Origin of the sequence: Pelagerythrobacter marinus (genome assembly GCF_009827515.1) — a bacterium.
Classification (GTDB): domain Bacteria; phylum Pseudomonadota; class Alphaproteobacteria; order Sphingomonadales; family Sphingomonadaceae; genus Pelagerythrobacter; species Pelagerythrobacter marinus.
Genome location: NZ_WTYO01000002.1, coordinates 60,031 through 74,288, shown reverse-complemented (window position 1 = coordinate 74,288; position 14,258 = coordinate 60,031). Strand labels below are relative to the sequence as shown.

Annotated in this window: 12 protein-coding genes; 7 read left to right on the top strand and 5 right to left on the bottom strand. The window is 70.4% G+C overall.

The features are described 5' to 3' along the window. Positions 1–38: 38 nt before the first annotated feature. Positions 39–1,028 (bottom strand): N-acetyl-D-Glu racemase DgcA, encoded by a 990-nt coding sequence (gene dgcA, locus GRI72_RS04175; RefSeq protein ID WP_160732697.1) that lies wholly within the window; start codon positions 1,026–1,028, stop codon positions 39–41. Next, a complete protein-coding gene (gene dgcN / locus GRI72_RS04170; protein WP_160732696.1) occupies positions 986–2,023 on the bottom strand; it encodes an N-acetyltransferase DgcN in 1,038 nt (345 codons plus the stop codon). The genes dgcA and dgcN overlap by 43 nt, the downstream gene beginning before the upstream one ends. 182 nt (positions 2,024–2,205) lie before the next feature. Here dgcN and GRI72_RS04165 point away from each other — a divergent pair, with 182 nt between their 5' ends. The 4 genes from GRI72_RS04165 to GRI72_RS04150 all read left to right on the top strand — a co-directional run bounded on the left by GRI72_RS04165 (position 2,206) and on the right by GRI72_RS04150 (position 6,882). Continuing rightward, the gene (locus tag GRI72_RS04165) at positions 2,206–3,546 is read left to right on the top strand and encodes an MATE family efflux transporter (protein WP_160732695.1); all 1,341 of its coding nucleotides are present in this window, start codon (positions 2,206–2,208) and stop codon (positions 3,544–3,546) included. A gap of 113 nt (positions 3,547–3,659) precedes the next feature. Beyond that, positions 3,660–5,339 carry an energy-dependent translational throttle protein EttA gene (ettA, locus tag GRI72_RS04160; protein ID WP_160732694.1) on the top strand — a complete coding sequence of 560 codons (1,680 nt, stop codon included), beginning with the start codon at positions 3,660–3,662 and terminating at the stop codon, positions 5,337–5,339. Positions 5,340–5,416: 77 nt separating this feature from the next. Then, positions 5,417–5,683 carry an acylphosphatase gene (locus GRI72_RS04155; RefSeq protein WP_160732693.1) on the top strand — a complete coding sequence of 89 codons (267 nt, stop codon included), beginning with the start codon at positions 5,417–5,419 and terminating at the stop codon, positions 5,681–5,683. 362 nt (positions 5,684–6,045) lie between these two features. Next, on the top strand, positions 6,046–6,882 hold the full coding sequence (locus tag GRI72_RS04150) for an RcnB family protein (RefSeq protein ID WP_160732692.1): 837 nt from the start codon (positions 6,046–6,048) through the stop codon (positions 6,880–6,882). A gap of 103 nt (positions 6,883–6,985) precedes the next feature. Here GRI72_RS04150 and GRI72_RS04145 read toward each other — a convergent pair whose 3' ends face one another. After that, the gene (locus GRI72_RS04145; protein ID WP_337191127.1) at positions 6,986–7,543 is read right to left on the bottom strand and encodes a cytochrome b; all 558 of its coding nucleotides are present in this window, start codon (positions 7,541–7,543) and stop codon (positions 6,986–6,988) included. Between the two features lie 86 nt (positions 7,544–7,629). Between GRI72_RS04145 and GRI72_RS04140 the strand changes: the two genes are divergently transcribed. After that, positions 7,630–8,298, top strand: a complete 669-nt coding sequence (locus tag GRI72_RS04140) for a prolyl hydroxylase family protein (protein ID WP_160732691.1) — start codon at positions 7,630–7,632, stop codon at positions 8,296–8,298. Between the two features lie 12 nt (positions 8,299–8,310). On the opposite strand, the gene GRI72_RS04135 is transcribed toward GRI72_RS04140, so the two are convergent. Both GRI72_RS04135 and GRI72_RS04130 read right to left on the bottom strand, forming a co-directional pair. Then, entirely contained in the window at positions 8,311–9,954 is a 1,644-nt protein-coding gene (locus GRI72_RS04135) for a lysine--tRNA ligase (RefSeq protein WP_160732690.1), read from the bottom strand. A 126-nt stretch (positions 9,955–10,080) separates the two neighbouring features. Next, positions 10,081–10,785, bottom strand: a complete 705-nt coding sequence (locus tag GRI72_RS04130; RefSeq protein WP_160732689.1) for a hypothetical protein — start codon at positions 10,783–10,785, stop codon at positions 10,081–10,083. 198 nt (positions 10,786–10,983) lie between these two features. On the opposite strand from GRI72_RS04130, the gene GRI72_RS04125 reads away from it, so the two are divergent. Together GRI72_RS04125 and GRI72_RS04120 are read left to right on the top strand one after the other, a co-directional pair. Continuing rightward, positions 10,984–13,734 (top strand): ATP-dependent DNA helicase, encoded by a 2,751-nt coding sequence (locus tag GRI72_RS04125; RefSeq protein WP_160732688.1) that lies wholly within the window; start codon positions 10,984–10,986, stop codon positions 13,732–13,734. After that, entirely contained in the window at positions 13,731–14,258 is a 528-nt protein-coding gene (locus tag GRI72_RS04120; RefSeq protein WP_160732687.1) for a histidine phosphatase family protein, read from the top strand. The genes GRI72_RS04125 and GRI72_RS04120 overlap by 4 nt, the downstream gene beginning before the upstream one ends.

Sequence of the window (14,258 nt, the reverse complement as noted above, 5' to 3'; positions counted from 1 at the left end):
CCGGCGATCATATTCGCAGCGCAGGATATAACCGTAGTCTATATCTCGCCCCAGAATCCGCGTTCGGCGGGCGCCATCACGCCGCCCGTCTCGCTCACCCCGCCCGGCATGTCCTCCGCCAGCCAGGTCGGCCCGTCGAGATCGACGAAGCCGCAATGCTGCGCCACGATCATCGCCGGCATGATCGACAGCGAACTGGAAACCATGCAGCCGATCATCAGCCGGATATCGACTTGCCGCGCCGCCTCCATCATCGCCAGCGCCGTCGTCAGCCCGCCGGTCTTGTCGAGCTTGATGTTCACCACGTCGTAGCGCCGCGCGAGATGGGCGAGATCGCCGGTCACGTGGCCCGATTCGTCGGCCGCCAGCGGCACCCGGCGCGCGAAGCCTTCCAGCGCCTCGTCGCTGTCGGCGGGCAGCGGCTGCTCCAGCAGGTCCACCCGCAGCTCCGCCAGGGCGTCCTGCCAGTCGGCCAGCTGCGCGATCGTCCAGCTCTCGTTCGGGTCGACGATCATCCGCGGACCCGGCGCCGCCTCGCGCACGGCGCGCACGGCATCGACGGGGTTTTCGGCATCGACCTTCACCTTCAACAGCGGCACCCGGCTGATCGCCGCCGCCGCCCGCGCCATCGCGGCAGGCGTGTCGAGGCTGATCGTCATCGCGGTCGGCACCGGTTTCAGCGGCCCCCAGCCCAGCGTTTCGGTGATCGACCGCCCGGCCACGCGCGCCTCCAGGTCCCACAGCGCGCAGTCCAGCGCGTTGCGCGCGGCGCCCGGCGGCATGATCTCGACCAGGCGATTGCGCCCGGCCCCGCGCTCGATCTCATCGCGCACCGCCTCAACCTGGCGCAGCACGCTCTCGATCGATTCGCCGTAGCGGGCATAGGGCACGCTCTCGCCCCGCCCGACATGCTCGCCCGCGGCGATCTCGACCTGCACCGTATCCGCCGCGGTCTTGACCCCGCGCGAGATACGGAACGGCCGGTTCAGGCGGAACGGGACGTGCCGGGCAGAGAGCTGGCGAAGCATTCGTCGATCCTGTCTACGATGGGGTCCGCGCCATGCGCGTAGGGGTCGGTGCAAGGTAGCCCGGTGGCGTCCGCCGTGCGCGCGCACAAGTCGCGCGCCTCGTCCGCCGGGAGGGAGGAGGTGTTGAGCGCCACGCCCACCGGCACCACCGCCGGGTTGGTCAGGCGCGCGACCTGCAGGTTGGCGGCGATCGCGTCTTCCAGCGCGGGCACGCCGAAGTGCGGCAGGCCGCGCATGTGCTCGCGCAGCGGATCGTGGCAGATCACGATCGCATCGGGCTGCGCGCCGTGCAGCAGGCCGGTGGAAACCCCCGCGAACGAAGGGTGGAACAGCGATCCCTGTCCCTCGATCAGGTCCCAGCCGCCATCGTGCCGCTCGGGCGAGAGCTGTTCGATCGCGCCGGAGATGAAATCGGCGATCACCGCGTCGAGCGGCACGCCCGATCCGGCGATCAGGATGCCCGTCTGCCCGGTGGCGCGGAAATCGGCGCGGTAGCCGCGCGCGCGCATCGCCTTTTCGAGGCACAGCGTGGTGACCATCTTGCCGACCGAGCAATCGGTGCCGACCGTCAGCAGGCGCATCCCGGCACGCGGGCGGCCGGTGCCCACCGCAAGGTCGAACGCCGGGTCGCGCACGTCGATCAGCGCGCGTCCGTTGCGCTTCGCCGCCTCGACCAGGCGGGGCACGTCGCGCAGGCGGCCGTGGAGGCCGGCGGCGATGTCGAGCCCCGCGTCGAGCGCCGCCTCGGCATCGCGCACCAGCTCTTCGTTGAGCGCGCCGCCCGCGCTCGCCACGCCGAGCACCAGCGTCTTCGCGCCGGCCGCGGCCGCCTCGGCGAAATCCATCCGCGGCAGGCCGAGCGTGAGGTTGCCGGGCGGGCGCGAGAATTCCCCGATGCAGGCTTCGGAACGGAACATGGCGACCCCGCGCGAGGTCTTGATCGACAACGGGTCTGCGGTCGATCCGAGGTAGAGGAAATAAGGTGCGCGTATCATCTTGATTACCGTTGCTGGGTCTCTAGGCACGCACCTTGGCAGCCTTCACCGGACCGGTCCTATCGCTTAAGGCTGCCCGGTTATAACCGTTGGCTATGGTGTCGGGGCCGATCGCGAAAGCGCGCGTTCGGCCCGGCAAGAGGAGAGCAAGGCCCATTTCCGCCGATCCGCCCGCCCCCGCCGTGCCCGGCCGCTTCACGCTCGATTCCCGGGCGATCTGGGCGATCTGGGCCATAGCCCTGCCCGCGATGGTGACCAATGTCGCGACCGCGCTGATCGGCCTGGGCGACATGTGGATCGTCGGCCGGCTCGACGACGCGGCGACGCAGGGCGCGGTCGATGTCGGCGCGCGCCTGTTCGCCATGCTGTTCACGGTGATGAACTTCCTCAAGATGGGCACGACCGGCCTCGTCGCGCAGGCGGGCACGCGCAGCGGCGCGGCGGAACAGGCGGCGATCCTGCTGCGCGGGGGCACGATCGCGCTGGCGATCGCGGGGGCGCTGCTGCTGGCCAAGCCGCTGCTGATGCCGGCCCTGCTCGACGCGCTGGGCGCGCGCGGCGAGGTCCTGGCCGCGGCGCGCACATATGCCGATATCCGTTACTGGTCGGCCCCCGGCGTCATGCTCAACCTCGCGCTGATCGGCTATCTCGTCGGGCAGCGCCGGATGGGCGCGGTCCTCGCGATCGAGGTCCTCTACAACCTGCTCAACGTCGCGCTCGGGCTGTGGTTCGTGCTCGATCTCGACATGGGTATCGCCGGGGTCGGCTGGTCCAGCTTCATCGCCGAATACGCGAAGCTGGCCGTGCTCGGCATCGTCGTTTCGCGCGGCAGCCACGGGGCCGCCCTGTTCGCCGCCGCGCGCGGGAAGGCGGTGCTGCGCTGGGCCAGCCTGCGCCCTTTCCTGACGGTCAACCGCGACCTGTTCCTGCGCACCGTCGTGCTGATGATCGCGCTCGCCGCGCTCACCCGCCTGAGCGCGGAGCGCGGGCCGGTCGTGCTGGCGGCCAACGGCATCCTCTACCAGATGTTCGTCTTCACCGCGCTCCTGCTCGACGGGTTCGAGAACGCGGCCCAGGTCCTGAACGGAGAGCGCCGCGGGGCCGACGACCGCGCCGGGTTCACCGCCTATATCCGTGCGATCCTGGTCCGCGGGATGGGCGCGGCGGCGCTGGTCGCGCTCGGTTTCGCGCTGCTGGCGGACCCGGTCCTGGCCAGTTTCGCCGCGACCCCCGCGGTCGCCCGCGCGGCGCAGGAACAGGCGATCTGGCTGGTCCTGATCCCCTTCGCCGGGGTCGCCGGGTTCGTGTTCGACGGGATCTTCGTCGGCGCGAGCTGGACGCGCGCGCTGCTCCTCTCGATGCTGGGGGCGAGCGCGGTCTATGTCCTGGCGCTGTGGCTCGCCTGGCCGCAGGGCAACTGGGGCCTGTGGCTCGCCTTCACGCTGTTCCTCGCCGCGCGCGCCGCGTTCCAGGCCGCCATGCTGCCCGCGCTGATGCGGCGCGGGTTCGCCGGCCCGGTCTAGCGCGTTCCCGGCCCGGCGGGGCCGCGTCCACGTGCAGCTTGCCCGCGCGCGCCGCAGGCCCTATCTGGCCGCCAATTCCGAAACACCCGCGATCATTTCCCGAAGGACGACTGATGGCCGCCCAATACGCATTCGTCATGAAGAACATGACCAAGACTTTCCCCGGTGCGCCCAAGCCGGTGCTGTCGAACATCAACCTGCAGTTCTACCAGGGTGCGAAGATCGGCATCGTCGGCCCGAACGGCGTGGGCAAGTCCACCCTGATGAAGATCATGGCCGGGATCGATACCGATTTCAGCGGCGAGGCCTGGCCGGGCGAGAACATCACCGTCGGCTACCTGCCGCAGGAACCGCAGCTCGACGAAAGCAAGACCGTGCTGGAAAACGTGCGCGACGGCGCGCGCGAAGTGGCCGACATGGTCGAACGCTTCAACGCGATCAGCGCCGAGATGGGCGACCCGAAGGACGATACCGATTTCGACGCGCTGATGGAGGAGATGGGCACCCTCCAGGAAAAGATCGACGCGGTCGACGGCTGGACGCTCGACAACCAGCTGGAAATCGCGATGGAGGCGCTGCGCTGCCCGCCGGGCGACTGGCCGGTGACCGATCTTTCGGGCGGTGAGAAGCGCCGCGTCGCGCTGACCCGCCTGCTGATCCAGAAGCCGTCGATCCTGCTGCTGGACGAGCCGACCAACCACCTCGATGCCGAAAGCGTCGAATGGCTGGAAAACCACCTGAAGGAATATGCCGGCGCGGTGCTGATGATCACCCACGACCGCTATTTCCTCGACAACGTCGTGGGCTGGATCCTCGAGCTCGATCGCGGGTCCTACTATCCCTACGAAGGCAATTACTCCACGTACCTGGAAAAGAAGGCCAAGCGGCTCGAACAGGAAAGCCGCGAGGAATCGGGCCGCCAGAAGGCGCTCAGCCGCGAGCTGGAATGGATCAGGCAGACGCCCAGCGCGCGCCAGACCAAGTCCAAGGCGCGTATCCGCAAGTTCGAGCAGCTGCAGGACGCGCAGCAGGACCGCAAGCCGGGCAAGGCGCAGATCGTCATCCAGGTGCCCGAACGGCTCGGCGGCAAGGTGATCGAGGCGAAGAACATCTCGAAGGCCTATGGCGACAAGCTGCTGTTCGAGGATCTCAGCTTCACCCTGCCGCCGGGCGGGATCGTCGGCGTGATCGGCCCCAACGGCGCCGGCAAGTCCACCCTGTTCCGCATCCTCACCGGCCAGGAGACGCCCGACAGCGGCACGATCGAGGTCGGCGACACCGTGCGCCTGGGCTACGTGGACCAGAGCCGCGACGACCTGAACGCGAAGAACAACGTGTGGGAAGAGATTTCCGACGGCCTCGACTACATGAAGGTCAACGGTCACGACATGAGCACGCGGGCCTATGTCGGCGCGTTCAACTTCAAGGGGCAGGACCAGCAGAAGAACGTCGGCAAGCTCTCGGGCGGCGAACGCAACCGCGTGCACATGGCCAAGATGCTCAAGCAGGGCGGCAACGTGCTGCTGCTCGACGAACCGACCAACGACCTCGACGTCGAAACGCTGGGCGCTCTGGAAGAGGCGATCGAGAACTTCGCCGGCTGCGCCGTGGTCATCTCGCACGACCGCTTCTTCCTCGACCGGCTGGCGACCCATATCCTTGCGTTCGAGGGCAACAGCCACGTCGAATGGTTCGAAGGCAACTTCGAAGCTTACGAGGAAGACAAGCGCCGCCGCCTCGGCGATGCGGCGGACCGGCCGACCCGGCTCGCGTACAAGAAGCTGACGCGCTGAGCCGCGCGCCCGCCCGCCCGGCGCATGCCGCGGGGCGGGCGGGGCCGCGAGGCGCGTCGGAAAGGAAAGGCCCGCCGATGATCGCCCGCCATCTCGTCGTCCACGGCAAGGTCCAGGGCGTGTTCTACCGCGACTGGACGGTGGCCACGGCCCGCGCGCTGGGCCTGGCCGGCTGGGTCCGCAACCTGGCCGACGGCACGGTCGAGGCGCACCTGCAGGGCCCGGCCGAGGCGGTCGAACGGATGATCGCGCAAATGCACGATGGGCCGCCGCGCGCCCGGGTGGAGCGGATCGCCGCGACCGCGGCGGAGCCGGCGACGATAGAGGGCTTCGAACGCCGCTAGAAAAAAGCGTTTTCCTACAGTGCGCCGGCCGGTCTAGCCTCGCTGGCCATGCCTGCACCTTCCCCTTACCGCCTTCACCGGCAGCCGTCCGCCCCGCGACGGGCCATCGCGGCCGCCTCGCGCGCCGGCGGGCGGGCGGGCGGGCTTTTATCGCCTGGACAGTGTAACAGGCGGTCCATGTGTTGCTGGCGCGCGACGAACCGAGCGCCAGCGTTCATGCGGCGCGGACCGAACATGAACAGCAGCCTAAACGTCCGGTTCAGTCGGGGGTCATTCGCGGGCGCCTATACCCGGCCCATTGCACATGGAGGGGCCGCGAGTTGGTGGGCGCGGCGTTCTCGACCAAACGGAGAGCCGCAGACATGACATTCGGACAATTCCTGAAGGGGAGCGCCCTGACCGGCCTGGCCGGCGCGCTCGCGCTGACCGCGCTTCCCGCCCAGACCCACGCCGCGGAATCCGCGCAGCAGCGCGCCCAGGAGCGCGAATCGCGCGTGCCGTGGAACCGCGACCGTTCGCGCGCCCGGTCCGAGCGTTCCGAACGCCGGCGCGAAGTGCGCCAGGAACGTTCGCGCGAACGCTCGAGCCCGTCGCGCGCGGTTGCCCCGTGGAACCGCGATCGCTCGCGCGCCGACGACCGGCGCGAGAACCGGCGCGAGCGCAACCAGGAACGGCGCGAGAACCGGCGCGAACGCAACCAGGAGCGGCGCGAAAACCGGCGTGAACGCAATCGCGAGCGGCGCGAGTACCGGCGTGACCGTAACGAGAACCGGCGCGAGCGCTGGGAAGACCGGCGCGACTACCGCCGCGACCGGTGGGAGGATCGCCGCGACCGGCGCGACTACCGCCGCGACCGGTGGGAAGATCGCCGCGACTATCGCAACCATCGCGCGTGGAACCGCGCCTGGCGCAAGAACAACCGGTACAACTGGCATCGCTATCGCGCGGCCAACCGGCATCTCTATCGCCCCGGCCGCTACTACGCGCCCTATCGCAACTATCGCTACAACCGGGTGAACATCGGCATCCGGCTGGGCAGCATGTTCTACGGCAGCCGCTACTGGATCAACGATCCGTGGCACTATCGCCTGCCGCCGGTCTACGGCCCCTATCGCTGGGTCCGCTACTACGACGACGTGCTGCTGGTGAACGTGCACACCGGCCAGGTCGTGGACGTGATCTACGACTTCTTCTGGTGATCGGGGGCGCCGACGGCGCCCTCCCCCGCCGCCGGGGTCTCTCAGCCCGGCGGCCCTTTGCGGGCCCCCGCCATCGCACTGGCGGGGGCTTTCGCATGGGCGATCAGGCCTTCGGCCGGCCGAACGGCAACATGCGGAACAGGTTGCCGTCGCGATCGACCAGCGTGTGCTTCAGCGTGCCCAGGACGTGGATCGCGGTCACCACCAGCAGCGCGACCCCGGCCGCGGCGTGCAGTTCGAAGATCCGCCCCGCCCCTTCCGGGTCCGACGCGACCGGCAGCGCCGGCAGCGAGACGACGCCGAAGACATCGACCCCGTTGCCGTACTTCGACATCGCGTACCACCCGGCCAGCGGCATCGCGATCAGCAGGACGTAGAACAGCGTGTGCGTCGCCCTGGCCAGCCAGCGTTCCCAGCCGGCGAGATGGCTCGCCAGCGGGGGATTGGGCTGGACCAGCCGCCAAGCCAGCCGCGCGAGCGCGAGCAGCAGGACGACGACGCCGAGCGAGAAATGGTTGCCCATGATCTCGCGCCCGGCCGCCTCCGACGCGGCGTTCTCGCCCGCCACGGCCAGCCGCCACTGGGCGATCACGCCGATCGCCAGGAGCCAGTGCAGCGCCATGGCCACTTTCGGATATCGATGTGCGGGGGTATCGTTCACGACGTCTCTCCTCCCATATCGTGCGCGGGGCCGCCGCCCCGGCTGCCCCCTTGAAGCACACTCCGGCGCTGATAGGAAAGCGTGCGATGACCAAGACCGCCACGATTCCCGACAAGGACGCGCTCAAGCGCGTCGGCGCCTCCGTCCGCAAGCGGCTCGAAGCCGATCCGCAGGCCTACAAGGTGCCGACCGACAAGGCGGAGATCTACGCTTTCGGCCAGTTCCTCAGCCCGGCCGAGTGCCAGCGGCTGATCATGATGATCGATGCCGTGGCCCAGCCCAGCACGCTCTACGACACCGACTACGCGACCGGGTTCCGCACGTCCTATTCGGGCAACCTCGACCCGCGCGACCCCTTCGTCGCCGGGATATCGCGGCGGATCGACGACGCGCTGGGCCTGAAGGCCGAAATCGGCGAGGCGATCCAGGGCCAGCGCTACATGCCGGGCCAGCAGTTCAAGCCGCACAACGACTGGTTCTACACGACCGAGGAATACTGGAAGGCGGAGCGCAAGCGCGGCGGCCAGCGGTCGTGGACCGCGATGGCCTTCCTCAACGCGGTCGAGGCCGGGGGCGAGACGCACTTCACCGAAGTCGGGATCAAGATCCCGCCCAAGCCCGGCGTCCTGCTGACCTGGAACAACGCCCTGCCCGACGGCTCGCCGAACGAGGACACGCTCCACGCCGGCACCCCGGTCGAACGCGGGGTGAAATACGTCATCACCAAGTGGTATCGCACGCGCAAGTGGGGCTGATGCCCCGGCGGATCACGCAGGCGATCGGGCGCGGGCGAGCGCCTCGGCGATCAGCCTGCGCGTGTCGGCAATGCCGTAAAGCGCGATGAAGCTGCCCACCCGCGGCCCCTGGCTCGACCCGAGGAGCGTCTCGTAGAGCGCGCGGAACCAGTCGCGCAGGCTCTCGAACCCGAATTCTTCCTGCTTGCCGATCTCGTAGACGATCGTCTGCAATTCCTCCGCCGGGGCATCGGCGGCGACCATTTCCAGCGCCATATCCAGCGTCTTCAGCGCCGCCGCTTCCTCCGCCGTCGGCGCGCGCCGCTCCAGCGTGGGGGCGATGAAATCGCGGTTGTAGGCGAGCGCCGCGTCGACCAGCCGGTCGAGCTCCGGGTGGCGCGCCGGGTCGGGATCGTCGATGTAGTTGCCGAGGTAGGACCAGACCTGCTCGCGCGTCGCCCCGGCGCCGAGCACGCCGACCAGGTTCAGCAGGAGGCCATAAGTGACCGGCAGGCTCTCGCCCGCGCCGGGCGCCTCGGCCCCGTCGAACCCGCCGTTCGCGCGCAGGAGATGCCAGGCCGGGTTGCCGAGCTGCTTGTCGAGCGATTGTTCGGCAATGCGCTGACGGAACTGCCAGTAATCGTCCACCGCGCGCGGGATCACCCCGACGTGCAGCTGCTTGGCGCTCTTCGGATTGGGGAAGATATAGAAGCCGAGGCTCTCCTCGCTGCCGTAGGTCAGCCATTCCTCGATCGTCAGGCCGTTGCCCTTCGACTTGGAGATCTTCTCCCCTTTCTCGTCGAGGAAGAGCTCGTAGATCAGGCCTTCGGGCTTGCGCCCGCCGAGCACCTTGACGATCTTGCCCGACTGGATGCCGCTGTCGGTCAGGTCCTTGCCATACATCTCGTAATCGACTCCCAGCGCGTACCAGCGCATGGCCCAGTCGACCTTCCACTGCAGCTTGGCCATCCCGCCCAGCGCGGACTGTTCCACGGTCTTGCCGTCTTCGTCCTCGAAGCGGACGATCCCGGCCTCGGCATCGACGACCTCCACCGGCACCTGCAGCACCGCGCCGGTCGAGGGGCTGACGGGAAGCACCGGCGAATAGGTCCGGCGGCGTTCCTCGCGCAGGGTCGGCAGCATGATGTCGAGGATCGCCTGGTTGCAGCGCAGCACCTGGCGCAGCGCATCGTCGAAAGCGCCGTCGTCGTATCGCTGGCTGGCGGAGACGAACTCGTAATCGAAGCCGAAGCGGTCGAGAAACTCGCGCAACCTGGCGTTGTTATGGTGCGCGAAGCTGGCAAAACCGGCCCCGAACGGGTCGGGAATGCGCGACAGCGGCTTGCCGATATGACCGGCCAGCATCTCGCGGTTGGGGACGTTGTCGGGCACCTTGCGCAAGCCGTCCATGTCGTCGCTGAAGGCGACGAGGCGCGTCTTGCCGTCTTCGGGCCGCGCGCCGATCAGCGCCTCGTAGGCGCGGCGAACCAGCGTCGTGCGCAGGACTTCCTGGAACGTGCCGATATGCGGCAGGCCGGAGGGGCCATAACCGGTTTCGAACAGCACCGGCTCGCCGCCCGGCTTGCCGTCGGGATAGCGCTTGAGCAGCTTCTGCGCCTCCTGGAACGGCCAGGCCTTGGACACGCGGGCGGCTTCGATTAGGGTCTGTTCGGTCATGGCGGCAGCCTCTTGCCCAAGCGGCCCCTTGTTGCAAGTGCGAAGGCGGCGCGCGGGCCGATGCGAGAGAAGGGACGCCCCTGTCGGAACGCCCCTTCCCTGCGACCCTCTTGGTCGGAACCCGGGTCAGGCGCGGTGTGGCCCTTCCGGCGTCGTTCCGGCAGCCCGCGACGCGGGGTCGCGCGGCTGCGAGGGGGAGGCGATCGGCCCGGTGCTCGCCAGCGAGGCCCCGACGGGGCGCGCACGGCGGCGGAACCAGGCGAAAGCGGCGAGCCCCAGCGCCAGCGGGATCAGCCCGGCGAGACCCAGCGCGACGATCGCGAGCCAGCTCGTGCCGTTCTGCGCGGGCTCCACCGGCGTGGCAGCGGGCGAGGCGGTGGCCGCCGGCGGGGTGCTGTCCGGCGTGGGCAGGATCGCGGTATCGCCCGTCGCCGGGGCGGCGGGCCCCACGGACTGCGCCGCCGCGACCCGGAGGCCGGGTTCGATCGCGGGGCCGGCCGCGGTGTCCGTCCCTTCCGATGCCGCGACACGGGCCCGCGCGCCTTCGTTCGCCTCCGGGAGGTCCGCCGAGGCCCGGGCGGCCGGGTCGATGCCGTGGGCGGGCAATTCGAGCAGGAACGGCTGGTGCTGCGCCTCGGCCGCGTTGAGCGGCAGCGGCGTTGCCGGCACCGGGGCGGAAGCGGCCGGCGGGGCCACCGGCATCTGCAGCACGATCGTGTCGGCTTGCGCGGCCGGTGCATCGGGCTGGGCCAGCGCGGGCGAGGCGAAGGCGGCGGCCGCCAGCGCCGCTGCACGCGCGACCTGCGGAAGGTATGGGGCCGGTCTGGTCATCTCGCGGCATAAACGCGCCAGCGAGGCCGGGCGTTCCCGGCCCGATCGGGCGGGCCGGGGCACCGGGCCTTGGTTTTCAAGGGTTTCGCGCCCGGGCCAGCGCCGGGCCGTGCGGTGGCAGCGCCGCCCCGCGCGCCGGCCGCGATCGGGCGCTCCTGCGATGTTTACATTCCGTTCCCCCTGTCGCATCGTCGCGCCATGCCCCCGCAACTGACGCTTCCCGCGCTCCACGCGAGCCACGCCGGCACCTGGCTGCGCGAGCCCGAGGGGCCCACGCGCGGCTGTTCCAAGGGGGAAGCGATCATGGCCGCGGCCGATACGCCGGTGCTGATCGTCAATGCCCCGCTCGTCGCGACGCGGCTGGGCTATCCCGATCTCTCCGGGCTCGACCTGCTGGAGCTGTTCGCATTCGTCCATCCCGCGCGTTTCTGCGTGCCGACGCCCAAGGGCCTGGCCCACGCGCTCGACCTGGAGGTGCCCGAAACCGACGACGACGTGCCCGGCTTGCTGCAACGCGCCGCCGGTGTCCTGCTCGCGCGGTGCGGGGCCGACGACTGGGCCGAGCGCGAGGGGGCCTGGTCGTCGCTGCAATCGCTCGTGCGGCTTCGCTGGCCCTGGGCGCAGGTGCTGGCAGCCCACGTCGCGCGCCCCGAACGGGCGGAGAAATGGCTCTTCTCCCGCCTGCCCGAATGGGAGGAGGCACCCGACCGCCCGGCGCCCGGCCAGGTCCTGATCGAGGAAGCCGAGATCGAAGGCCAGCTGGCGCACCTGACCGGCAGCGGAGCCGAGCGGCGCGAGGGGCAGCACAGCTACGCGCGCGACGTGGGCAAGGTCTTCGCCCCGCGCGCCGGGCGCGGTGCGCCGCATGTCCTGCTGGCGCAGGCCGGCACCGGGATCGGCAAGACGCTGGGCTATCTCGCCCCGGCCTCGCTCTGGGCCGCGGCGGCGGGCGGCACGGTCTGGGTCTCGACTTACACCAAGAACCTCCAGCGCCAGTTGCGCGGCGAGAGCCGACGGGCCTGGCCCGAGCGCCGGGCGGACGGAACGCAACCGGTCGTCGTGCGCAAGGGGCGCGAGAACTATCTCTGCCTGCTCAACCTCGAGGACGCGCTGCAAGGCGGGTTCGCCGGGCGCGCCGCGATCCTGGCCCACCTGGTCGCTCGCTGGGCCGCCTATAGCCGGGACGGCGACATGATCGGCGGCGACCTGCCCGGCTGGCTGGGCACGCTGTTCCGCAAGCGGGGCATCGCCGCGCTCACCGACCAGCGAGGCGAATGCGTCTATGCCGGCTGCCCGCACTACCGGAAATGCTTCATCGAGCGCGCGGCGCGCGCCTCGGCCCGGGCCGACCTCGTGATTGCCAACCATGCCCTGGTGATGATCAACGCCGCGCGCGCCGGGTTCGGCAGCGGGCGCGACCAGGGACAGCGCCCAACGCGGATCGTGTTCGACGAGGGGCACCATGTCTTCGATGCGGCGGACAGCACCTTTGCTGCCGCCCTGACCGGGCAGGAAACGATCGAGCTGCGCCGCTGGATCGTCGGGCCGGAACGCAAGAATCGCGGCCGCCGGCGCGGGCTGGCCGCGCGGCTGGCCGATGTCGCCAGCTACGACGAGGCCGGGGGCGAGGCGATCGAGGCCGCGCTGGAGGCGGCCCGCGCGCTGCCCGCCGACGGCTGGCTGCAACGGCTGCAGGAGGGCGAGCCGCTGGGCGCGCTCGAGCGGCTTCTCGCCGCGGTGCGCGGCTGCGTCTATGCCCGCGACGAAAGCGGCGGGCAGGAAGCCGGCTATGGCATCGAGACCGAGGCCGCCGGGCTGCCGGGCAACGTGATCGAGGCCGCGCAGGATGCGCGCGCCGCCCTCGCCGCGATCCGCCACCCCCTCGCCCGCCTGGGCGCGCGGCTGGAGGCGATCGTCGAGGACCCGCCCAACTGGCTGGACGGCCAGGGCCGCGCCCGGATCGAGGGCGCGCGGCACTCGCTCGCCTGGCGGATCGACCTGGTCCTGGCATGGGAGGCGCTGCTCGACCGGCTGGGCGGGCCCGCCGATCCCGAGTTCGTGGACTGGCTCGCGGTCGATCGCAGCCCGAACGATGCGGGCGCGCGCGAGTTCGACGTCGGCATCCACCGCCGCTGGCTCGACCCGATGAAGCCTTTCGCCCGCGTCGTGCTGGAGCCTGCGCACGGCGTCATGCTGACCAGCGCGACCTTGCGCGACGGCGAGGACTGGGAAAGCGCGATCGAACGCTCGGGCGCGCGCCATATCGAGATCGAGCCGATGCGCAGCCACGCGGAAAGCCCGTTCGACTATGCCGCGCGGGCCGAAGTCCTGATCGTCACCGACGTGCGGCGCGGGGACATGCCGGGCCTCGCCGGGGCCTATGCCCGGCTGATAGAGGCCGCGGGCGGCGGCGTCCTTGGCCTGTTCACCGCGGTTCGCCGCCTGCGCGCGGTGCACGGACGAATCGCCGACCGCCTCGCCCGGGCGGGCCTGCCGCTCTATGCCCAGCACGTGGACCCGATCGACACCGGCACGCTGGTGGACATCTTCCGCGACGATCCCGCCGCCAGCCTGCTGGGGACCGACGCCCTGCGCGACGGGGTGGACGTGCCCGGGCGCTCGCTGCGCTGCGTGGTGATGGAACAGGTGCCCTGGCCCCGCCCCGACATCCTGCACCGCGCGCGCCGCGCGGCCCACGGCGGCTCCGCCTACGACGACCGGATCATCAGGGCGCGGCTGGCCCAGGCCTTCGGCCGCCTGATTCGCTCGCGCGACGACAGCGGCCACTTCGTCGTCCTCTCGCCCGCCTTCCCCAGTCGGCTGCTCTCCGCCTTCCCCGCCGGCACGCCTGTCATCAGGCTGACGCTGGCGGAAGCTTTACAACGCGTGGCCGCGGGTGTTTCAGGGGCCGGGGCAGACAGCCAAGCAGAGGACCGCCAGCCGTCGTGAAAATCCTGGGATTGTTGCGCCATGCCAAGTCGGACTGGGACGACGTGGGCAAACGCGATTTCGACCGCGGGCTCAACGAACGCGGCCGCAAGGGCGCGCGGCTGATCGGCCGCCATATCGGCGCGCGCTGGCCGGAGTGGGACGCGCTGATCGCCAGCCCGGCGGAACGCGTCCGCCGCACGCTGGAAGCCGCGCTGCCCGCGATCGAGCCTGCATTCGACCAGCGCCTCTACCTCGCCGGCGGCGACACGATCCTCGACGTCGTGCGGGAAAAGGCGGGCGATGCGGACCGGGTCCTCGTCACCGGACACAACCCGGGCCTGCAGGAAACGCTGTTCGCGCTCGTCCCCCCTTCCGCCGAAGACCGCCTGTTCGACGAGGCGGCCGTGAAGTATCCGACGGCTGCCTTCGCCGTGCTCGAACTCGATATCGACGACTGGGCCGACCTGAAGGCCGATTGCGGCCGGCTGGTCCACTTCATCCGCCCGCGCGATCTCGACCCGGCGCTGGGCCCGGAGGACTGA

Excerpts from the sequence above, each read along its gene's own strand:
- ettA (WP_160732694.1), top strand. The coding sequence starts at position 3,660 with ATGGCCGCCCAATACGCATTCGTCATGAAGAACATGACCAAGACTTTC.
- dgcN (WP_160732696.1), bottom strand. The coding sequence starts at position 2,023 with ATGATACGCGCACCTTATTTCCTCTACCTCGGATCGACCGCAGACCCG.
- GRI72_RS04140 (WP_160732691.1), top strand. The coding sequence starts at position 7,630 with ATGACCAAGACCGCCACGATTCCCGACAAGGACGCGCTCAAGCGCGTC.
- GRI72_RS04150 (WP_160732692.1), top strand. The coding sequence starts at position 6,046 with ATGACATTCGGACAATTCCTGAAGGGGAGCGCCCTGACCGGCCTGGCC.
- GRI72_RS04135 (WP_160732690.1), bottom strand. The coding sequence starts at position 9,954 with ATGACCGAACAGACCCTAATCGAAGCCGCCCGCGTGTCCAAGGCCTGG.
- GRI72_RS04125 (WP_160732688.1), top strand. The coding sequence starts at position 10,984 with ATGCCCCCGCAACTGACGCTTCCCGCGCTCCACGCGAGCCACGCCGGC.
- GRI72_RS04130 (WP_160732689.1), bottom strand. The coding sequence starts at position 10,785 with ATGACCAGACCGGCCCCATACCTTCCGCAGGTCGCGCGTGCAGCGGCG.
- dgcA (WP_160732697.1), bottom strand. The coding sequence starts at position 1,028 with ATGCTTCGCCAGCTCTCTGCCCGGCACGTCCCGTTCCGCCTGAACCGG.
- GRI72_RS04155 (WP_160732693.1), top strand. The coding sequence starts at position 5,417 with ATGATCGCCCGCCATCTCGTCGTCCACGGCAAGGTCCAGGGCGTGTTC.